Here is a 20,542-nt window from a genome sequence, read left to right as displayed (position 1 = left end):
GCCACCTCTTCACCCTTAAAAGAGATCACCAAGATGTTTCAGAAAAGATCCACCGTCACATCCGCCTGGCGCAAGCTGCGCAGCGGCTTTGTCGCGGTCGGCTTTTTCAGCATGGTTTTGAACCTGCTGATGCTGGCCGGCCCTCTTTACATGTTGCAGGTCTACGACCGCGTATTGACCAGCCAGAACATGGACACGCTGATTGCCCTGAGCATCCTGCTCGGCGGCGTGTTCCTGGTGACCGGCCTGCTCGACCTTATCCGGATGCGGATCCTGAGCCGCCTTGGCGCGCGGTTCGAACTCCAGATCGGTGCGCCGATCCTGCAATCCTCCATCCGCCGCCGCGTGCAGGGCAAGGCCAGCGCCGACACGCCCGCTGCCGACGTGAACGGCCTGCGGGATTTCATTTCCGGGCCGACACCGGTTGCCTTTTTCGATGCACCATGGATCCCGCTTTATCTGGGTGTGCTCTATATCTTGCACCCCTATCTGGGCGCTCTTGGTCTTGCTGGTGCGCTGCTTCTGACCCTGATGGCGCTGGTCAACAACGCACGCGCGGCGGATGTAATGCAGGAGGCGAGCGACGCACGCGCGAGGTCCGACCGACTGTTCACGTCGAGCGAGCAAAACGCAGATCTTGTCCACGCGATGGGTATGACTGGTGATCTCACCCGGCGCTGGACAGCTCTGCAACACGACGCGCATCACCTCAAATCCCGGGTCTCGGACCGGCTGGCGAGCTTTTCGGTGATGTCCAAGACGGTCCGCATGGCCTTGCAGTCGGGTATGCTGGGACTGGGTGCGGCGCTGGCGATTACTGGCCAGGCCACGGCCGGTGTGATGATTGCTGCCACAATCGTGCTGGCCCGGGCGCTGGCGCCCATCGATCAACTCATTGGTCAGTGGCGCACCTTCCTGGCCGCCCGGGGGTCGTACAAGACCCTACGGGCGCTGTCGGAAACCTATCCCGAGCCTCCCAGACGACTGGCGTTGCCGCGTCCACAAGTTTCTTTGAACGCGACCATCGCACAGGCCGGCCCGCCGCTGGCGCAGACCGCGACGATCGGCGGGATCGAATTCGCGCTGCAAGCCGGGGATGTGCTGGCGGTGATCGGGCACAGCGGGTCCGGCAAGTCGACGCTGGCCAAGATGCTGGCCGGTATCTGGATGCCGCAGCGCGGGGTCATCCGCCTGGATGGCACACCGATGGCAAAATGGGACCCGGAAGAGCTGGGCCGCTTCGTGGGATATCTGCCGCAGGACGTGCAGCTCTTCGATGGCACCGTCCGCGACAACATCGCGCGGTTTTCGACGACGATCGACGACGGCAAGGTGCTCGCCGCAGCCGTCGCAGCAGACGTGCATGACCTGATCAGTAGCCTGCCCGACGGATATGCGACCGAACTGGGCACGGGCTTTCATCTCTCTGGCGGGCAACGCCAGCGGATCGCGCTGGCACGCGCGCTCTATGACGACCCTTTCGTCCTGGTGTTGGACGAGCCGAACTCGGACCTCGATGCGCAGGGTGAGCTGGCGCTTCGGACTGTCATTCGCGGTGCCAGCGGCCGTGGGGCGATCACCTTCGTGATGACGCACCGCCCAAGCACGCTCGAAGCCGTCAACAAGGTGTTGACCCTGACGCGAGGCACACAGACGGGGTTCGGCGACAAGGACGACATCTTGCGTCCGCGTCAGCAGGCGACCCCCATGACCCAGACAGCCACTGCACAACTGGCCGCCCGTCGGGCGCAGCGGCCCGCCGAACGAGGAGCAACACAATGACCACCGCACTCTCACCCGCCCGCCAGAACACGGTTCTGCGTCTCGACGACGACAACCGCGTGGAGCCGCAGGCGTCCGGCCCCCGGATCACCGGCTTCGTGACCTTCGGATTGCTTGCCGTCCTGGGGTTCATCGGCGGGGCGGCCTACTGGGCGACGGCCTCCAAACTGGATGGCGCTGTCGTCGCCCAGGCCAGCTTTGTCGTCGAAGGCAACCGCAAGACCGTCGAACACCTTGATGGCGGTATTGTCAGCCGCATCCTTGTCAAAAACGGCGATCTTGTCGAAGCGGGTCAGACCTTGCTCGAACTGGACAGCACCGACCTGGGCGTCGATCTGGACGTCATCGAAAGCCAGATCGGCGACCTCACCGTGCGGCGCGCCCGGCTGATGGCCCAGTTGCAGGGCGCCACGGCCTTCGAGACGGCGGATGTCGCCGGGGCGTTGCGCGTCACACTCGATCGCGACGTCTGGGCGAATACCTTTGCAACGCAGCAGCTGCTCTTTGAGGCTGAACGACGGTCCCGCGAGGCCGAGGAAGCACTGACTGGCCAACGCATTGCGAACCACGAGGACCAGATGCGCGGGCTCGCGGCGCAGCGCGCGTCCAATACCCGTCAGCTGGAGATCACACGACAGGAGCTCGGCAACCTGCAAACCCTTCTCGACAAGGGGCTGGTGGCTGCGGCCCGCGTGAATGCGCGCCGCGTCGAGGTCGAGCGGCTGATCGGCGTGGAGGCCTCGCTGCTCAGCCAGGAGGCGCAGGCCCGCAACCAGATCAGCGAGCTGCGGCTGGCAAGCATCGGCACGCAGACCCTGCGGGAAGAGGCTGCGTCCACCGAGTTGGCGCAGATCAACGCGACGCTTGCCACGCTCGAGCCGCAGTTCATCGGTGCATCCGAACGTCTGAAGCGGGTTGCCATCACCGCGCCCGTCAGCGGCCGGGTGGTCGAGATGACGGTGTTCACGACCGGCGGTGTGGTGCGCCCCGGGGCGCCGATCCTCGACATCGTGCCGGTCGACCAGCCGCTGGTGGTCGAGGCGCGTGTGAACACGGCGGATATCGAAAAGCTGCACGTCGGTCAGCGCGCCCGCGTGCGCCTCTCGGCCTTCGATCAGGGCGATGTACCGGAAGCCGAGGGGCGGATCGTCGATGTCTCGGCGGACAGTCTCGAGGATGAACGGACCGGGCAGTACTACTATCTTGCGCGGGTCAAACTCGATGATGAGCAGAGCGCGGAGGTGGCCGCACTTGAGTTCGTGCCGGGCATGCCGGCGGATCTCTTTGTTCGCACGGGCGAACGCACGGCACTCAGCTATCTGGCGCAGCCCCTGAGCGATCGTCTGGCGCGCACCTTTATCGAGTAGACCCCATCGTCACGCCCGGAATGTGGGCGTGACGCCCTTTGGCGGATTGTCCCGGATGTAGTGTCCGATCTTCGCGAGCAGAGGTTTCCTGGGGTAGTTCGGGCGTGACGCGGCCCCGAGATTGCGCAGGTTTCCGGGTGCCTGGAACGGGATGAAGGACAATGGCCACTGGTCCTGCCGGAACTGCTCTGCGGCGAGCGCGGAGATGATGGTGCAGTCGTCCGAATGGCAAATGTGCCGGCAAATCGTCTCAAAGCGCAGCGCAGTCAGATCGAACTTCTTTGCCGCCCGTGAGGCGGCGTCGGGCGTTGGAAGGCGCGCCTCGAGCTCGTAACCGAACGAATGCGGCAATCGGATGAAGTCGTGCACCGGCACCTCCTCCGGCTGGATGGTCTCCAGCGTCTCGAGCGGGTGACCGTTGCGCATCGCCAGAAACAGGGGCTCTTCCCAGATCGACGTGAACTCCAGTGCTGTGTTGTGGTTCAGCTTCGCGACGAGGGCCACGTCGAGGGCGTAGTCCTCGACCATCTGCAACATGTTCTGAGGCAGGTCTTCGATCATCGTGACCCGCATCTTCGGAAAGAGCGTGTCGAACAAGTCCGAGAAGTATTTGGTCAGATAGGGCGCCAGGGTCGGCGTCAGGCCGATGGTGAAAGGTACGGCCTCGGGGTCGCGGAATTCGGTCGCTGCATCCTTGATCTTACGCGCACCGGTCAGCATCTGTTGGGCGATACCAACCACCCTTTGGCCAAGAGCTGTTGGACGTACCTCGCCGCTCAGCCGGACAAACAGATCAGTGCCCAGCTCGCGCTCGAGTTTCTTGATCTGGTTCGACAAGGCGGGCTGCGAGACGTTGCAGTCTTCGGCAGCAGCGCTGAAATTGCGCCGCTTGGCGACCGCTACGACGTACTCCAGATCTCTCAGATTCATAAGGTCTCGCGAAATATCGGCCTCGTTCACTTAGACGAGCTGTCGCGTGATAGGAAGAATGCTTCACCACATCTCACGTCTTCCTGAAGATGCACCGCCGCGCTTCGCGCGAAGCGCGGCGACTTCAGTCTGAGCAGACCCAAGTTCTCGTGAGATGTCTGCAAGAATTCTTGCAGAAACTACAGAATCATGCAAGTATTTCTGCATTTAGTCTTGGGGAACTTAATGTCTCTCATTGAGAAAATCTCGGATCAGGCGCCGAGCCTGACGCCAAGTGAGCGTCGGCTGGTGGAAACGGTCATCGAAAAGCCCGCGGCTGCCGCGCTTGGCACCGCAGGCGCGTTGGCGCGGGCCGTCGGGGTACATGAGGCCACGGCCTCACGACTGGCAAAGAAACTCGGATTTGAAAGCTACGCGTCCTTTCGCGATGCCTTGCGAGAGGAGTTCATCGCCACGCACGAGACCGCGACGCGGTTCGAGAAGACGATCGCCACCAGCACATCGGAGACCATTCTCGGCAAGCTGGCGCGCGAGGAAGCACAAGCGCTCGGCAGGGTCGAGGAATTCATCACGGCGGACCAGATCGCGGAAGTCGCAGGTCTGTTGATGCGGGCCGGCCGGATCTTCATCTACGGCTATGGCAACGCAGAAGTGCTGGCGCTGATGATGGTCAAGCGGTTCCGCCGCTTCGGCAAGCAGGTCCAGCATCTTGATGCAGATCCACGGGGTCTTGCGGAACAGCTTTTGGGGATCAGCGCGGGCGATGTCGTGCTCAGCTTTGCCTTCCGACGCGCGCCACGCGGATATGCCGCGTTGATTGAAACGGCCCGCGAGGCGGGGGCAACGACAATCACGATATCAGGTAAATCGGGGGCGCTGCTCACGCCGAAACCCGACCATCTGCTGGCCGCGCCGCGATCAGGGGATCCCGATGCGTTCCAGACCCTCACGGTGCCGATGACGGTTTGTAACGCGGTTGTCATAGCCGCCGGGCTTACTGGCAAAGACGAGTCGCTGAAGACGCTCGACCGGCTGGGGCAGCTGATCGAGCGGTTTGAATGACATAGAACCCGAGGGGGGATCAAATGAAGGGTCTGACTGCAACGTGCGTCGGCGCGATGGCTATTCTTCTGTCGACGGCTGCGCTGGCCGATGGCCATCTAGATGAATTGGGTCCCGACGGGCTTCTGCCGCTCGCGCAAGAGGAGGGGACCGTCGTTGTCTATTCATTCACCAGCCGGATTGGTCGGGTCGAGGCGGCCTTTGAAGAGGCTTACCCCGGCATCGACCTGCAAGGCTTTGACATCTCCTCGACCGAGCAGATCGCGCGGCTTCGCGCCGAGGCCCAGGCGGGGGTCACGAATGCCGATGTGATCTATATCTCGGATACGCCGGTCGTGCTGACCGAGCTTCTGGAAACCGGCATCATCGCGCCTTACGTGCCGCCGCGCGTGGCTGACCGGGTACCGGCGGAATACCAGAGCCCGCTTCTCGCGCAGCGGCTGTCGACCAAGGTTCTGATGTATAACGAAGACGCCCATCCGGATGGCGCCCCCGTGACCAACCTGTGGCAACTGACGACAGAGGACTGGCGCGGCCGCGTCGTAATGGTGGATCCGCTTCAACGCGGTGACTACCTCGACCTCATGACCGAGATCGTCTTGCGATCGGATGAGATGGCCGCGGCGTATGAGGTGCACTTCGGACAGGCCATCGGTCTCGACGGCGCCGCCAATGCCGGCGAACGCTTTATCGTCGACCTGTTCGCAAACGATCTGATCCTCGTCGGCTCCACTGACGATGTGAACGTGGCGGTGGGCGCGATGGGACAGGACAACCCACCGGTGGGCTTCACCAGTTACTCCGACCGCCGTGACAACGCGGATGAAGGATGGGCATTGCAGGTTGCCAATGGGGTCGAGCCCGCACCAGGTATCATCTTTCCAGCCGTTCTCGCGCTTGCGGCCGAGCCTCAGAACCCCGCGGCGGCACGCCTCGTCATCGATTTCCTGATGGTTGACGAAACTGAAACCGGAGGTCCGGGCCTCGCGCCCTTCTACGTCGCGGGGGATTACGTCACGCGGACAGATATTCCACCGCATCCCGATGCCGTCCCGCTCGACGCCTTCAGGGCCTGGCGGATCGCTCCGGCGAAGACAGCACCACTCCGGGCCGAGGTCGGCGACCTGATCCTGACCCTTCAGTAACGCGTTTCCCTCTGACCGGGCGAGAGCGGCGGCCGCCTGCCCGTGCAATCATTGCCTTCAAGTTGGCGAGGAGACCCTCGATGGCAGACACAGCCGTGAGCAGACAGGGACGACGCGTCTTTTTCCGGCAAGGCACAGTACTCAAGGTCGCAGTGCTCGTCATCCTGATCGCGCTGATCGTCCTGCCGCTTCTGCGGACGGTGCTTTTCACGCTGCACCCGGACACGATCCAGGCCTGGGCGGACGTGCTGAGCGGGCGGTTGTCGACGAACCTGTTCTACAAGCCGCTCGGCAATACGCTCCTGATCGGCGTGGTTGTGGCGACGGGCTGTGTGTTGCTGGGCGGGTTCCTCGCCTGGCTTGTGGTGATGACGGACGTGCCCTTCCGCAAGACCATCGGTGTCATGGCGACGCTGCCTTTCATGATCCCGTCCTTCGCCGCGGCACTGGCCTGGGGCGCTCTCTTCCGCAACGACCGCGTGGGCGGGCAGGTGGGCTGGTTGCAGGGCATGGGTCTCGACATTCCGGATTGGCTGGCCTGGGGCATGGTGCCCACGCTGATCGTGCTCACGCTGCACTACTTCAGCCTGGCCTTCACGATCATCGCGGCCGCACTGGCCACCGTGAACTCGGACCTCGTCGAGGCCGCGCAGATCGCAGGGGCGAAGGGGCGGCGCATCCTGATGGGGATCATCCTGCCCGTGACCACGCCGGCGCTGGTGGCTGCCGGATCGCTGTGTTTTGCGGGTGCCGTTTCGAACTTTGCCACACCTGCGCTCCTGGGCTTGCCGGTGCGGATGCAGACGCTCTCCACCCGGTTGTTCGGCATGATCGAGGTCGGGCAGGTCGGGCGCGGCTATGTGATCGGTATCCTGCTGGTGCTGATCTCGGCCGCCTTCCTCTGGGCCGGTAACCGGATCGTCTCGGGGCGCCGCTCCTACGCCACGATCACCGGCAAGGGCGGGCGGGCCAAGCGCTTTGATCTGCGCGGGGCGCGCTGGCCTCTCTTTGCAATCGCCATGGTGATCCTGCTTGCCTCGACCGTGGTGCCGGTCGCGGTACTGACCGCCTCAAGTCTCGCACCGTCGTCGGCCAATCTCTTCTCCGATTGGACGCTGCACTACTGGATCGGTCAGAGCAACCCGTCGTTCGCGCAAGGTATCCCGGGGATTGCCTATAACCAAGATATCGTCCGCGCACTCACGATCACTCTGGGGCTCGGCCTTGCGGTGGCCTTCACGGGCATGTTCGTGGGGCTGCTGGCCTCCTACACGACGGCGCGCTACCGCGCGGGCTGGATGTCGGCGGCGATCACGCAGATCAGCTTCCTCCCGCTGCTTGTGCCCGGTATCGCCTTCGGGGCTGCATATATTGCTTATCTTGGCGCGCCGATCGGTCCGTTTCCCGCGCTCTATGGCACCTTTGCGCTCCTTGTGATCGCTGCGACAGCTTACCTGTTGCCCTTCTCGGTGCAGACGGGGCGGGCCGTCATTCAGCAAGTGGGCGGCGAGCTTGAGGAGAGTGCGCGGATCACGGGTGCCGGTTTCGCCCGCCGGCTCGCCGCGATCACCGTCCCTTTGGCGATCCGTGGGCTCGCCGCCGGCGGCATCCTGATCTTCGTGAAGATCGTCCGCGATCTGTCGCTGGTCGTGCTGCTGTTCACACCGACGATGCCGGTCTTGTCGGTGGTTGCCTATCGCTACGCCTCGGAAGGGTTCGCACAGTTTGCCAACGCGATCACCGTGGTGATCCTGTTCATCTCCATTGCAGCCACGCTGATCGCCAGCCGTCTGCAAACCAAATCCCAGCCCTGGCTGCAAAACTGAAGGTCTCTCATGCTGGACATACGCAATCTCACCAAACGTTTCGGCAGCTTCGAGGCAGTCACGAACGTTTCGATCTCCGCCCCTGACGGCGCGTTCCTTGTTCTGCTGGGGCCGTCTGGCTGCGGCAAGACCACGCTTTTGCGCATGCTTGCGGGGCTTGAGCTGCCCTCTGCGGGCCAGATCGTCTTTGACGGGCAGACCGTCTCGGACGGGGATCGGGACTGGTCGGTCGACCCTGCCAAGCGCAACTCGGGGCTGGTGTTCCAATCCTACGCGCTCTGGCCGCACATGTCGGTCCGAGGGAATGTCGAGTGGCCGCTCAAGGTCATGTCGATGCCGAAAGCCGACCGTGCTGCGCGCGTGCGCGAGGTGCTGGAGCTCCTTGATATAGCGCCGCTCGCCGACCGCTATCCGAACGAGATATCGGGCGGACAGCAGCAGCGGGTTGCCATCGCGCGTACGATTGCGCCCAAGCCTTCGGTTCTGCTTTTCGACGAACCGCTCTCGAACCTCGATGCCAAGTTGCGCGTCGAGATGCGGACGGAACTGATGCGCCTGCACCGCGCCACCGGGGCAACCACGGTCTATGTCACCCATGACCAGATCGAGGCGATGACCATGGCCACCCATGTCGCGGTGATGAATGAGGGCCGCGTGCAGCAGTTCGGGCCACCTGCCGATCTGGTTGACCACCCCGCGACAGCGTTCGTGGCAACCTTTGTCGGCACACCGCCCAAAAACGTGGTGCCGGTGGTCAGGAACGGCGCCGGCTACAGGGTCGGAGGTCGGCACATGACCCTATCAGCGCCTGCCGATCACTGCCTGGCCATGTTCCGGGCCGAAAACATGACGCTCAGTGATAGAGAAGGCGGCATGACGCTGCCCATGGAGCTTGTCGAGACAACGGCCATTGCGGGGCGAACAATGGTCACGGGGCTTCGTGACGGGCTGCGATTGACGGCGATCGTCGACCGCGCGCCCACCGCCCGGATCGGCGACACCGTCCAATTCCGCCTGCCACCCGAACCGGACAGCTGGTTCGGGCCCGACGGCGAGAGGATCGGTTGATGCGGTTGCTTCTGGTCCGCCATGGACAGTCGGAATGGAATGCGGCGCGGCGGCTTCAAGGACAGGCCGATATCGGTCTGTCGGAGCTCGGCCGGGCTCAGGCGGACATGCTCCGTCCCGTCATCGAAGCGATTACGCCGTGTCGCGTTGTGTCCTCAGACCTCAAGCGTGTCCGCGAGACCGGCGACCGGCTGGGAGTTTCTGCACCGCGGCTCACCCAAGATCTGCGCGAGATCGACGTGGGCGACTGGACGGGCCGCGCCATAGAAGACATCCAGGCCAACGATGATGAGGCCTACCAGGGTTGGCGAGCGGGCACCCACGTGCCTCCGGGGGGCGAGAGCTGGGCCAGCTTCACCGACCGGGTCACGGCCGTGATCGAGCAGGAGTGTCGCACGCCATGCAGGGATCTTCTGGTGGTCTGCCACGGTGGCGTGATCCGAGCGCTGCTGCAACGCTACATCGGGCTTCACCCGTCCCATATCATACCCGTCGCCCCGGCAAGTCTGAGCGCCCTGCGGCTTGGCAAGGACACGTCGGCGCGGCTTGAGCTTTTCAACTACCGCCCCGACAATTTGGATTTTGGAGCGCCCGATTGATGGCATCCGTGTCCTCACTGACCCTTTGGGTGCTGTTCGAAGATGCAGGCCTGCCTCCCAAGGCATTCTTTGTCTGACCGAACAAGACCAGATACCGCCCTTTGTCGCCGCAACGGGCCTCGCCACGTCGCGGGACATCCTTGACCCGGATTGCATAGCCCCGCGCTCGTTCGCCGACCGATCTCCGCAAGATCAAGGGAGATGGCCCCTGTCAGTCCACAGCGCGGGTCTCCATTGCCCTGCGGTAGCAGTGTGCCCTAGCAATGCAGGTCGTTGCGATCCGGTAGATCGCAAAGGCCACGGCAGATATCACTATCAAGAGCCGTCGCTGCGGGCTGACTGTCATCGGCTCGAGCTGGGCGTCGAGGTGATCCAGCGGCACGTCGCCGTTATCTTCGGCCTCTTTGACAAGCGAGTCCTCCTAAGGTCAGTGGCGCTGGCCGTCGGCCGTTCGGCTTCCTTCGTGATCCGGACCATGTGAGGGGCCCGAAGCATCGTTCCGGAAGCACAGCGCGCGTCCGCTCTATTTGGGCAGACATCGGATACCTGACCGTTGATGGGTAGGGCACATGACGGGCACCGTATTGACCTCGCGGCCGAATGTGTCGCTGCGCTGGCGTCTGGAGCTTGAGATGCGGCTCCAGCTGATCGAGACTCCGGGGGGGATGTCTCGTAAGCCGGGCGCCGAGAAAATGGGCAAGGGCCGTCACAAGGGGGGTCATGGAACAACCGACGTTCTCACGCAGAAGATGCTGCCACCTCACCGTTCCGCTCTCAAAGCGACCGCGGTTGCAGCCACGGCTGATACCGCCCGCTCGCGGCCTCATGCCACGATCTGGAACCGGCGCCGATATGCACTGGGCGATACACCCAATGTCCGGCTGAAGGCACGGCGCATCCGCGCTTCGTCTTTGAAACCGCATCGAACGGCGATTTTCTTCATGCTCAATCTGGTCGACTCCAGCATGTCCCGCGCGGCTTCCGTTCTCATCTTTTCAACGGCCCGCGCTGGGGTGACGCCCATCTTGTCACGGTAGAGCCGGTAAAAGCTGCGTAGGCTCATGTTTTCTCGCTCGGCCAGATCTTCCACTCGCAGATCGCGCGTCAGGTTGTCGCCGATCCACCCGTGCAGCCTGTCGAACCTGTTGGAGCGATCCAGTCGTTGGCGTTCAAGGGCCGGGCTGAACTGCGACTGCCCACCGGGGCGCACCATGTAGGTAACCAGCGCCTTCGCCCGATCGAGCGCGACCTCCGGCCCAAGGTCTTCGGCAACGATGGCAAGTGCCATGTCTGTGCCTGCCGTGACACCCGCCGACGTCCAGATATGGCCATGCTTGATGTAGATGGGCTCGATATCCACGCAAGTCTCGGGAAAGGCGGCCCGAAGCCGGTCTGCATCCTCCCAATGCGTCGCGGCCCGCCGGCCTTTCAGCACGCCAGCCGACGCAAGCAGGAATGCCCCGGAACAGACCGAGGCGACACGGTCGGCGCGCGCGGCCAGCGCTGCAATTTTGGCGACGAATGTCGCGTCCGTGGCGGCCTCATAGACACCGTCGCCACCGATCACCATCACTGTGTCGATATGCTTGTCAGCCCAGAGGTCTATGTCCTCGGTCTCGACCGTAAGCAGTGTGTCGGTCGGGATCTGACCGCCACCGCGCGACACGATGCTTGGCTGATAGGCAAGCGCGCCGGTGTTCTTGCACCGGGCCCAGGCAAACACCTGCAACGGACCCGCGAGATCGAGCAATGCAATCTCGGGATAGACGACAAAGACAATCTGGTGAGGTGTCTGACTGTCATCACGCGTCTGGTCGGAAGGTTTGGCAGAAAAGGACTCCATGTTGGCATTTGTGCCAAGCCAAATCGGCGTAGTCTAGGGCGGAACGGTCGTCGATTTGGCGCGATTGAAGGAGGTAATCTAGATGAAATCGCTGGCAGTTTTTGTCTTTCCGGGGGTGCAAACGCTGGATCTCTTTGGGCCGATCGAGTTCCTGGGCGGCTTCGCGGAGAGGATCTCGCTGACGCTGGTCGCGGAGACCGACGAGCCTGTTGTCACGCGTCACGGTCAACGCATCCTTCCCGACACAACCATCCACACCGGTGGCGCTTATGATCTTCTGCTGATCCCCGGCGGCGACAGCGCGCTTGACGTTGCAAAGCGCCCCGAGGCCATGGCCTGGATTCGCGAGACGGTCCGCCAGGCCGAGTATGTGATGACCGTCTGCACGGGCAGTATCCTTTTGGGGCTGACCGGTGCGCTTGATGGTCGTCGCGCAACGACGAACAAGATCGATTTCAGAGATACGGTGCCTCTCGTGCCGCGGGTGGACTGGGTCGAGAAGGCTCGGTGGGTGCACGACGGCAAGTTCTTCACATCCTCGGGTGTGTCGGCCGGCATGGATATGGCCCTTGCCGCCATTGCGCATGTGCTCGATCAGGAGGCTGCAGACTGGATGGCAGACGGATCGGAATATGAGTGGCACCGTGATCCGAGTTGGGATCCGTTCGCCGATAAGTGCGGACTTGGTCAAGAGTGACAGGCGCCCTGCGGACTGTCGCAACGGCCAACGCACCATCTCATGTGCGGTTTCAAGCAACGATTTGAGGATGCACCTGTTTTCCCGACCGAGCCTCCGGACCCGACTGACAGGCAATCTGCTGGTCGCGGCATGGGTCGTCCGGCCCGCCCTGCGCCCCGTAGCGATATGCCGAGGTCCATGGCTCATTCGATCACGGATGGCTGCCGGGTTGCTGAGGCCCGCGCATCGGTCAAGCATCCCATTCATGGGGGTGCGGCGCGCGAGGATTGTGAGCGTCTGGCGCCGAGACCTCAAAGCGAGTAGCTGCGCGTGACGCCGATGCGGTCCAGAAATGTTGTGTCATGGCTGACAACGAGGATCGCACCGTCATAGGCGTTGAGCGCTGCTTCGAGTGTTTTCAGCGCCTCAATGTCGAGGTGGTTGTTGGGCTCGTCCAGGACCAGCAGTTGCTTCGGTAGGCTGTGCCCCAAGGTACAGGCCAGCCCGACACGCAAGCGCTGGCCGCCGCTGAGCGTCCCAATTTCTTGCAGGGCGTCATCCCCTCGAAACAGGAAACATGCAAGAACGGCCCGCCTCTGGTTCTCGCTCGCATCCGGATCGAGGCGGGCAAAGGCCTCTTGCACGGTCTCATTCGGGTTCAAGAGGCTCATGTCTTGATCAAGCAGCGCTGCCGGTACGTGTAATGCGACCTGTCCGGCACGGGTTTCCAGTTGACCTGCAACACAGGCCAGAAGTGTCGACTTCCCAGAACCGTTGGGCCCCACAATCGCAATGCGCTCGGGGCCGCGTATGGCCAAGGAGACGTCCTGAAGGACGGGCTGACCGTTCTCGTACCCGAAGGTCAAATTCTCCACTTGCAAGACATCGCGGCCGCTTGCCAATCCGGACTTGGGAATGTTCATCGCGAGCGGCTGAAGGACTTCAAGCGCCTCTCGTGCCACGTCGAGCGCGGCTTTCGCCTCATCCGTCCTGCGCGCTTGTCGCCGCGCGGCGGCCCCACCGGATCCTTCGCTCCGCTCCTTCGCGGCGTCCAGCACGAGCTTCGACTGACTGCCGGATGTGCGCAACCGACGGCCGTGCCGGTCCGTCCGCGCCTTGCGCTCGGCCGCAAGGCGTGCGCGGGCATCGGTCGCCACCAGTGCCCGCTCGGCGCGGGCCAGCGCGCCTTCGGCCAAGGCCAACTCGGCCCGCTTCATCTCGCGATATCCATCGTAGTTTCCGCCATATGTGCTTGCCCCGAGTGATGTCAGTTCGACAATCGCATCCATCTCGGCCAGCAACGCGCGATCATGGCTTGCCACGATCACGCATCCCTGCCAAGCCCGCAGTGCGTCGATGACCTGCGACCGGCCCGCGTGATCGAGGTGGTTCGTCGGTTCGTCCAGAAGAAGTACATCAGGTGCCTTGAACAACAGCGCGGCGAGACCCGCGCGAGTGCGCTGTCCGCCCGACAACAGCCGCAAAGGCGTCTCGAGGGGCAAGCCGTTGAGCCCCATGCTCGCAAGTGCGGCCCTAAGCCTTGCCTCTAGCGTCCAGTCGGCGTCCGCAAGCTCCAGTGGCGTGGCCACACCCGCTTCTGCGCGCGCCAGAATTGCGCGTTGATCATTGACGTTGAAGAGGTCGGCCAGCGTGCCATCTGGACATCGCTCCGGGTTTTGACGGAGGAACCCGATCGACCCTGCACGGGTGATCGTCCCGGACGCGGGTGCGACCTCACCGGCGATCAGGCGCAGCAATGCTGTTTTGCCGACGCCGTTTCGCCCAACGAGGCCTGTGCGCCGCGCTGCAAAAACAAGGTCGAGATCGGTGAAGAGAGACGTACCATCGGGGGTGTGCCAACTCAAGTTGGCCAGAACGACGAAAGGCATAGGCAATACTCGCGGTGAGGCAAACTGAGGGGCGGTCAGATCGCGAGTACGTTGTCCATCGTCTTGTTTCCGTGTTGGTGTCTAGAGTGTTACCTAGTTCTGATTTGGTGAGAATTCAATATGCGCGGTCCGGCGATACCTGCGCGCTTTGCTGGACTCCAAAGGGCGGGCAGCGCGCGGCACCGAAGATCTGCACAGATCTCGGGAGTGGTCGCCAGGGCCACCAGACTGGCGATGCTTGACTGCATGACGTCAGCGGCTCCTGAAATCCCGGTGAAGGGCACGGGGCAGGCCTATTTTCAAGATGCCCCGCTCAACTCCATGGCCAGTTGCGTCTGAAGCAGCCGCCGTACCTCCTCAGTGGTCAGCGGCGTCCGGTCAAAGGCGAGCAAGCCAACGAGCCCGTCGATGAGCACCGAGATCCGCCACGCAGCATCTTGCGGCTGCGGACAGGTGCCGTGGCCCGCCGCGACGATTCGTTCAACAAGGGTCGAAAGTGTTATTTGCCAGCGCAGATACCCGGCTTCGACAACTTCGGCCAGATCGGGGTCACGGCGAGCTTCTTCAATGGCGTCGAGCCACAGCCGCCAATGGCGGAAGGCCGGGTCCTGCACCATCCAATCCACGACCGCGGCCGCAAGCCGGTCGGGCGCTGCGGCGGCCAGTGTCTGCTCCAGCTGTTCGATTTCCTTGGTGATGAACACGCGCACAACCTCAGCACGCAAGGACTTCCACGTCTTGAAGTAGTGGTGGAGCAGGCCCGATCCGACGCCGAGCCGGCGCGTGACATCGCGCGTGGCGGCCTCGGCCAGCCCTTTCTCGAGAATGACAGCGTGCGCGGCGTCGACGATTTGTGTGCGTCGGGCCTCGCCTGACATGCGTTTCATCGGTAGCTCCTCTTGACACGGTGCGTAAAATTGAGCACCTGCTCAGTTGAGCGAGTGCTCAGCAATCTATGAGGGCTTGGTATGGTGCCTGATGTCAAGGTTCTGGTCGTGGGGGGTGGGGCTGCCGGCCTCGCAGCCGCCGCCGAGTTGGCGGCCCAAGGGGTCGACTGTCAGCTCGTGGAAGCACAATCGAGGCTTGGCGGCCGGGCGCACAGCGTTGCGCGCCCAGATGGTATTCCGTTCGAGCGGGGCGCCCAGATGGTCAATGGAGACATGACATCCGTTCTCACCCTCGCGGCCGAGGCTGATTTGCATTGCACGCCCGTGCCGGTGACCGGCGAAGCCTTATGTGTGACGAAAGATGAGGTCTTGCCGCGGGGGGCGTTGATCTCTGCCGTCGAGCTCGAGGCCCTCCTTCAAGAACAGGCCCTGAACTGGTCATCTCCTACGGATATCGCCCGATCCGTGTGGTCCCTCTATCGCTGGTGGAGCACACCCTGGGAGGATCTGGGCGAAGCCCGGCGGGGGGTTCGTTGGGCCACATCCCGCCGATCGGCGCCGGCGCGCAGCCTGAGCGCGGCGATGGACCGGCTGCTGCTGTGCGACGAAGACGATGCCATCGCCCGGACAATGATTAGCGAGCAATATGGCGCCGCACCTGAGGACCTTGATGCCGCCGCGTTGCGCGCAAGTCTGCGGGCCTACGGGTCCGAGCGCAGCGATCTGGAGTTTCACTTCCCGGCCGGGATGGGGCGCATCATCGATCAGCTTGTCGTGAAGCTGTCGCGCCGACCGATCCTCGGCACCCCGGTGATGCGGATCACGCCCGAGCAGGCCGGCGTTCGGGTCGTCGCAAGGGGGCGCTCCTTTTTGGCGAGTCGCGTCATCGTCGCCGTGCCACCCCCCGTGGCGCGGAAAGTCGAGATGCAAACCGACGCAAACACCGATGTGCGCCACCTTTTGCAGGCCTTTGAAGCGGGCGATCTGATCAAGACGACGCTGGTCTACGACCGGGCTTTCTGGCGCCTCAAGGGGCTGAGCGGTGCCGCTAGTTTCGCAGAGCCCGTTGGCCTCGAATTGGTTGATACCAGCTATGACATAGCTGGCGACGCGCGGTTGACTGCCTGTCTCGGTGGCCCGGTGGCGCGCGCACGTGCTGCGCTCGACCGCGCCGAGCGGGACCGGCTGCTCCTCGAAGATCTGGCCCGTGTACTCGGCCCCGAGGCTACCCAGTCAACGCGGATCGATGAGGCGATTTGGGTCGACGACCGCTGGAGCGGTGGCGGCTACAATGCCACGGTCCGCCAGGGTCGCTGCTCTGATGCCGTGGCGCGTCTGGCGGCCTATCGCGGCCCCGTGCGCTTTGCGGGTGCAGAGCTGGACGACACCTTCGCGGGCTATGTCGAAGGTGCCATTCGCAGCGGGCGCCGGGTGGCACAAGAGATCGCCGCTGACCTGCGCGAGGCGGTAGAATGACAATTGACTTCGCCGTGCATGCACGGGCTGTGCACAGCCGCCCGTTTCCCTGGGCCGATGGCCGGGATCTTCAGGGTGATGACCTGCAGGATCTGCTGGCGGACCTTGGATGCGTCGCCGCGCCTGATCGCCCGAACCCGTTCGTAGCGGGCGCCTCATCAGTTCTGCGGTTTGAGTTGCGAAGAGATGCGCTTTTTCGGCGTCTTGAGAAGGGCATGGTTCCAGCCGGCCATTCGTCGGGGGTTATGGTCGCGTCAGAGCCGGCAGCCCGTGAGAACAGCACAATCGACCCGGCCCCTATCGACCGACCAGATACTGGAGCAGCGCCCGAAGCAGTTGCTGCAGTTCAAGCTCCGAAACCGAAAGGTCTGACCCATGAAACGGAAAGAAAGATCGATGTTTGCTGTCCTGATCGCCATTGCCGTCGCGATCTCTGTTGCCATTACGAACGACTAGCGTCGCACACATTATGTCTGACGGCACGCCAACGCGGAAGGTCGTTTGAATGACCGAAGAACGGCCAGTGCTTCTTCGTGGCGGGGCAATGTCGTCAAGCTCGCTGCGTCCGATGCCGCACTGGCAGTCTAAGTGATGCACAGCTGGATCGGCGCTGGCCCCTAGCCGCCCGAGGCCACACCGCTCGGGGCGCGCTGGCGAAAGACAAGCACTGGCAATAGAGCCCGGTCCGCGCACGACCGGTCTCTTTCCGGGGCCCCCACACGACTCCAATGGAGAGACCACCAATGCAGGCCGATCACGCGAACATCGACATCATTGCCAGTATAGACACCACCGACATCACTGCGAATGCGGAGTTGTTCCATCCGGACGTGGTCTGGCACGTCTTCAACCCCGAGGCGCCGGAGTTGGCGGGATCCTATCGCGGCATCGACGGCATAGCGGACTTCTTCCACAAAGTCCGCGCATACGGCGACGGCAGCTTCACTATTCAGCCGCGAGCAGCCTGGGCGGTCGGCGACGAACTGGTGGTCGTTCAAAGCCGCAATCGGCTTGCACAAGGCGATGCGGAGATCTCGTTCGACGTTGTCGTGGTGTGGCGGATCACCAATGGAAAAGTCTCTGAAGTCTGGGATATTCCGGCTGTTCAGACGGCCAAAGCAGAACGGGCGACGACCGAGGTGTCGCGCGACTGACCTGCAACGCGTTTCACCCTCCGGTTCTTGGCGGAGACTTCGCTTGGACATTCGCCTGCCTTGCATCATGCAGAATAAGCTCTAAGCGTTGGAAAGCGGCCGAGGTCGAACACGCCCGCATTGGCGACAGGGCTCGGTGAAGCGCAGACCAAGGGGCAACTCGGCTTTGTGGATCCAGAGCCTGTCGGCGGCGCCCGGCACAGCCGGATCGCGTGCGCGCTGCGGCATCAGCAAATGCCGCGGCACCACCGCGAGGTCACGCGTGAAAGCCTGACCGGCGCATGAGGCGCAAGACGGGCGTGCCGGGTGGCCCGGCCGCAATTTGTCATCCCATCCTTTTGCCACTCATTCCTATGTCTGCACAAGCATAGGGCATACCCGTGGCCGCAGCACGTCGCACAGCCGTTTGGCTGACCGGATCAGACGCCTCTCCTGTCCCTGGCCACCTATCAACTGGGCACCGATCGGCATTCCGTTTTTGTCCAGACCGAGTGGCAGGGCGACGACAGGGTGACCTGTCAGCGAAATGGGCGTGACGAAGGATGTCAGAGCATCGAAGTAGTTTGCCGGTCGCCTGCTGATCTCGAGTGGGGTGGCATGGTCTCGCACCCCGTTGCGATCGCTTGTGGGGGCCATGTGCTTGAAGGCACCGACAGCGGTTACGGGCAACAGCCACAGGGCGGCATCACCCAAAAAGTCATCGATGATCGCAGACAGCGCCTGCCGTTCCGCAAGCGCGGCTGGGTAGCGTTTCGGGTTGTGACGGTACCCCCGCATGACGTTCGCAAGGAATTCCGGCGAACGGCGTGCGCTTGCTCTGCCGAACAAGACAGGCGCATCGGCATCGTTCAGCTGCTGGGGTGTGTCGGGAAAGCAACTCATGACCAAGAGGTCGGGCGCGCGCGGTTGGGCGAGCAGCCGCTCCAACTGGTGCGTGATGTCCTGATCTTGTCGCGCGAAGAACCGCCCGTCTTCTGTGCCGAAGGATGCTCGAAACTGAAAATGAAAGATGGGCAGATCGACCACGTCAACCGGGTCGATCATCCCTCGGGGTGGCGCGGCAATGAGAAGCTGACGGCTCGGGTCGGGCGCTTTTCGGGCCGCGGCGGGATCTTTGCGAAACGTTGAAGGGCTCATGCCAAACCGCGCTCGGAACGCCTTGGAGACCGCGCTGTGGGACTGAAAACCACAGTCGAGGGCCGTCTGCAGCAGATTGACATGCTCGGCCTTCGCCAAGTCACGGGCGGCCGCCTCCAGCCGCCTGGCCGTGATGTATTGTTTTACGGGCTCGCCCAAGTAGGCGCAGAACAGCCGCTGGAAGTGAAAGGGCGAGAGGTGCGCCTTGGTTGCGCACCTGATCCATTCAGTTCCAGTTGTAGTTGAACGAGACAGAGATCCGCTCTTCCTCGGCCATGTTGAGCGGAACTTCGTGGCGCAGCCAGCTTTCCCAGAGCAGGACGTCGCCGGGTTCCGGTGTAACGTAAGTGAAGGTCTGCAGCTCGGGTGGTGCGCTCTTGAGGCGTGGTGGAGCGGCCATCATCATCGGCAGGCGCGGGTCTTCGAGTTTCAGCGCGCTCGCCCCCGGTGGAACCGCGACGTAGGTGGTGCCGCTGATCACCGAATGCGGATGGATGTGAGACGTATGGATGCCGCCGGGGGGCAGGATGTTGATCCAGATGTCTTCCAGTTTCAGGGGCCTGTCGCCGAGATCAAAGGCAAGCGCGTCGGCGAAGGCCTGCACGTGCTTGTCGAGGCAGTTGACCAGATCCTTGAAGATCGGGAAGCGGTACGGCAGGTCCGTCAGCGAGGCATAGCTGGTATAGCCGGGATAGCCGTTTTCGTCACACCAGTCCTGACCCGCCTCGTCATCCTCGGCGATGGACCAGCACGACGCCTCGAGCTCGGCAGCATCGATCGCCGGTTTTCTCTCGGCGAGTGTGGCGCGGTAGAGGGGCGTGACGAAGAGGGTGGTGGTCTTGCTCATGCGCTTCTCTTACCGCAGCCCGTAGGCGGAGGCGAGAGGTGAACGCAGTACACGCAAGGCGGCGCGGCGCGGAGGGTTGAGGGCTTACCGGCGGTGCGCGCTGTCCGCTATGAGTCGCGGCTGAACGTCAGGCGATTTGGCGAGTGGTCTAGCGTTACACCGGACATATAGCGACCCTGCACTCATGTCCTGGTCATCGAGTTTTCAGGTCTTGACAGCTCGATGACCGTCACCGCTGCGGGGCAGCGGAGATCGCCGCCCGCAGCACCGACCGGATCAACTGGCTGTTCCTTCGGCATTGGCACCCTCTGGGTCGCTGAAGAAGTCCGTTCCCGAGGCGACCACACAGCTGGTGCCACCCGGGCTGGTCAGCAAAACCGTAAATGTGCCGGTGTCGGGTGACGACCAGATCTCCACCAGCGACTGTGCTGCGCGGGTCTTTTGCAGCCCACCCGCTGTGAACCGCTCGGCGTATTTCGATTTGAGGCTTTCAACGACAAGGTCGCGGGGCCCGCAGTTCGCAGCCTCCGCGGGCGGAGGCGCCCCGGCGAGCGCGAGGCTGAAGCCAGCCAGGGCGAGCATCCGGTGCCGGCCATTTGACCTGACCGTGGGCTGGGCTCCAGCCACATGTGACGGGGCATCGCCGCGGGGCGACAGGGTGTCTGGGAAGGTTTTCATCTCCATCTCCTTTCCGAGGGGCGGCACCGCGACCGGTGCCTGCAAGTACCCGCGGGCTTGACGCTCTGGCCGTTGGGCGGTTATGAGGAAAGGGTGGGGTCGCGCTCAGAAGTTTTCAATCAAGATATTGTTTTTAAGTGTAATTTTGGATATTCTTAACGGCGGTGTCATCA

Annotated in this window: 17 protein-coding genes; 10 read left to right on the top strand and 7 right to left on the bottom strand. The window is 63.1% G+C overall.

The window, feature by feature from the left end; all coding sequences use genetic code 11:
• Nucleotides 1-33: 33 nt before the first annotated feature.
• Nucleotides 34-1,782, top strand: a complete 1,749-nt coding sequence (locus MUB52_RS20275; protein ID WP_263845967.1) for a type I secretion system permease/ATPase — start codon at nt 34-36, stop codon at nt 1,780-1,782.
• Nucleotides 1,779-3,149 carry an HlyD family type I secretion periplasmic adaptor subunit gene (locus tag MUB52_RS20270; RefSeq protein ID WP_263845966.1) on the top strand — a complete coding sequence of 457 codons (1,371 nt, stop codon included), beginning with the start codon at nt 1,779-1,781 and terminating at the stop codon, nt 3,147-3,149. Before MUB52_RS20275 ends, MUB52_RS20270 begins: the two co-directional genes overlap by 4 nt.
• Nucleotides 3,150-3,158: 9 nt before the next feature.
• Here the strand turns inward: MUB52_RS20270 and MUB52_RS20265 are convergent, their stop codons facing one another.
• On the bottom strand, nt 3,159-4,079 hold the full coding sequence (locus tag MUB52_RS20265) for a LysR family transcriptional regulator (RefSeq protein ID WP_263845965.1): 921 nt from the start codon (nt 4,077-4,079) through the stop codon (nt 3,159-3,161).
• A gap of 225 nt (nt 4,080-4,304) precedes the next feature.
• Between MUB52_RS20265 and MUB52_RS20260 the strand changes: the two genes are divergently transcribed.
• The 5 genes from MUB52_RS20260 (at nt 4,305) to MUB52_RS20240 (ending at nt 9,779) form a co-directional block, all read left to right on the top strand.
• A complete protein-coding gene (locus MUB52_RS20260) occupies nt 4,305-5,141 on the top strand; it encodes a MurR/RpiR family transcriptional regulator (RefSeq protein WP_263845964.1) in 837 nt (278 codons plus the stop codon).
• Between the two features lie 56 nt (nt 5,142-5,197).
• The gene (locus MUB52_RS20255) at nt 5,198-6,286 is read left to right on the top strand and encodes an ABC transporter substrate-binding protein (protein ID WP_263845963.1); all 1,089 of its coding nucleotides are present in this window, start codon (nt 5,198-5,200) and stop codon (nt 6,284-6,286) included.
• An 80-nt stretch (nt 6,287-6,366) separates the two neighbouring features.
• Nucleotides 6,367-8,112, top strand: coding sequence for an ABC transporter permease (locus MUB52_RS20250; RefSeq protein ID WP_263845962.1), 1,746 nt, complete (start codon nt 6,367-6,369; stop codon nt 8,110-8,112).
• A 9-nt stretch (nt 8,113-8,121) separates the two neighbouring features.
• Complete coding sequence (locus MUB52_RS20245; protein ID WP_263845961.1) at nt 8,122-9,180, top strand: ABC transporter ATP-binding protein; 1,059 nt, start codon at nt 8,122-8,124, stop codon at nt 9,178-9,180.
• Nucleotides 9,180-9,779 (top strand): histidine phosphatase family protein, encoded by a 600-nt coding sequence (locus tag MUB52_RS20240; RefSeq protein WP_263845960.1) that lies wholly within the window; start codon nt 9,180-9,182, stop codon nt 9,777-9,779. The genes MUB52_RS20245 and MUB52_RS20240 overlap by 1 nt, the downstream gene beginning before the upstream one ends.
• 823 nt (nt 9,780-10,602) lie before the next feature.
• On the opposite strand, the gene MUB52_RS20235 is transcribed toward MUB52_RS20240, so the two are convergent.
• A complete protein-coding gene (locus MUB52_RS20235) occupies nt 10,603-11,622 on the bottom strand; it encodes a GlxA family transcriptional regulator (RefSeq protein WP_263845959.1) in 1,020 nt (339 codons plus the stop codon).
• A gap of 82 nt (nt 11,623-11,704) precedes the next feature.
• Here MUB52_RS20235 and MUB52_RS20230 point away from each other — a divergent pair, with 82 nt between their 5' ends.
• Nucleotides 11,705-12,319 carry a DJ-1/PfpI family protein gene (locus MUB52_RS20230; protein ID WP_263845958.1) on the top strand — a complete coding sequence of 205 codons (615 nt, stop codon included), beginning with the start codon at nt 11,705-11,707 and terminating at the stop codon, nt 12,317-12,319.
• 293 nt (nt 12,320-12,612) lie between these two features.
• Here MUB52_RS20230 and MUB52_RS20225 read toward each other — a convergent pair whose 3' ends face one another.
• Both MUB52_RS20225 and MUB52_RS20220 read right to left on the bottom strand, forming a co-directional pair.
• The gene (locus MUB52_RS20225; protein ID WP_263845957.1) at nt 12,613-14,190 is read right to left on the bottom strand and encodes an ABC-F family ATP-binding cassette domain-containing protein; all 1,578 of its coding nucleotides are present in this window, start codon (nt 14,188-14,190) and stop codon (nt 12,613-12,615) included.
• Nucleotides 14,191-14,489: 299 nt separating this feature from the next.
• Nucleotides 14,490-15,077 carry a TetR/AcrR family transcriptional regulator gene (locus tag MUB52_RS20220; protein ID WP_263845956.1) on the bottom strand — a complete coding sequence of 196 codons (588 nt, stop codon included), beginning with the start codon at nt 15,075-15,077 and terminating at the stop codon, nt 14,490-14,492.
• Nucleotides 15,078-15,158: 81 nt separating this feature from the next.
• On the opposite strand from MUB52_RS20220, the gene MUB52_RS20215 reads away from it, so the two are divergent.
• Together MUB52_RS20215 and MUB52_RS20210 are read left to right on the top strand one after the other, a co-directional pair.
• Nucleotides 15,159-16,553, top strand: coding sequence for a flavin monoamine oxidase family protein (locus MUB52_RS20215; RefSeq protein ID WP_263845955.1), 1,395 nt, complete (start codon nt 15,159-15,161; stop codon nt 16,551-16,553).
• Between the two features lie 743 nt (nt 16,554-17,296).
• Nucleotides 17,297-17,707, top strand: a complete 411-nt coding sequence (locus MUB52_RS20210; protein ID WP_263845954.1) for a nuclear transport factor 2 family protein — start codon at nt 17,297-17,299, stop codon at nt 17,705-17,707.
• A 351-nt stretch (nt 17,708-18,058) separates the two neighbouring features.
• On the opposite strand, the gene MUB52_RS20205 is transcribed toward MUB52_RS20210, so the two are convergent.
• The 3 genes from MUB52_RS20205 to MUB52_RS20195 form a co-directional block, all read right to left on the bottom strand.
• Nucleotides 18,059-19,066: a helix-turn-helix domain-containing protein gene (locus MUB52_RS20205; RefSeq protein ID WP_263845976.1), complete on the bottom strand. Its 1,008-nt coding sequence runs from the start codon at nt 19,064-19,066 to the stop codon at nt 18,059-18,061.
• Nucleotides 19,067-19,070: 4 nt separating this feature from the next.
• Nucleotides 19,071-19,691, bottom strand: coding sequence for a TIGR02466 family protein (locus MUB52_RS20200; RefSeq protein ID WP_263845953.1), 621 nt, complete (start codon nt 19,689-19,691; stop codon nt 19,071-19,073).
• Between the two features lie 276 nt (nt 19,692-19,967).
• Nucleotides 19,968-20,369: a hypothetical protein gene (locus tag MUB52_RS20195; RefSeq protein ID WP_318527449.1), complete on the bottom strand. Its 402-nt coding sequence runs from the start codon at nt 20,367-20,369 to the stop codon at nt 19,968-19,970.
• Between the last annotated feature and the right edge of the window lie 173 nt (nt 20,370-20,542).

This window comes from Roseobacter sinensis, assembly GCF_025755255.1.
Taxonomy (GTDB): Bacteria; Pseudomonadota; Alphaproteobacteria; order Rhodobacterales; family Rhodobacteraceae; genus Roseobacter; species Roseobacter sinensis.
This window is presented reverse-complemented; position numbering and strand designations above follow the sequence as displayed.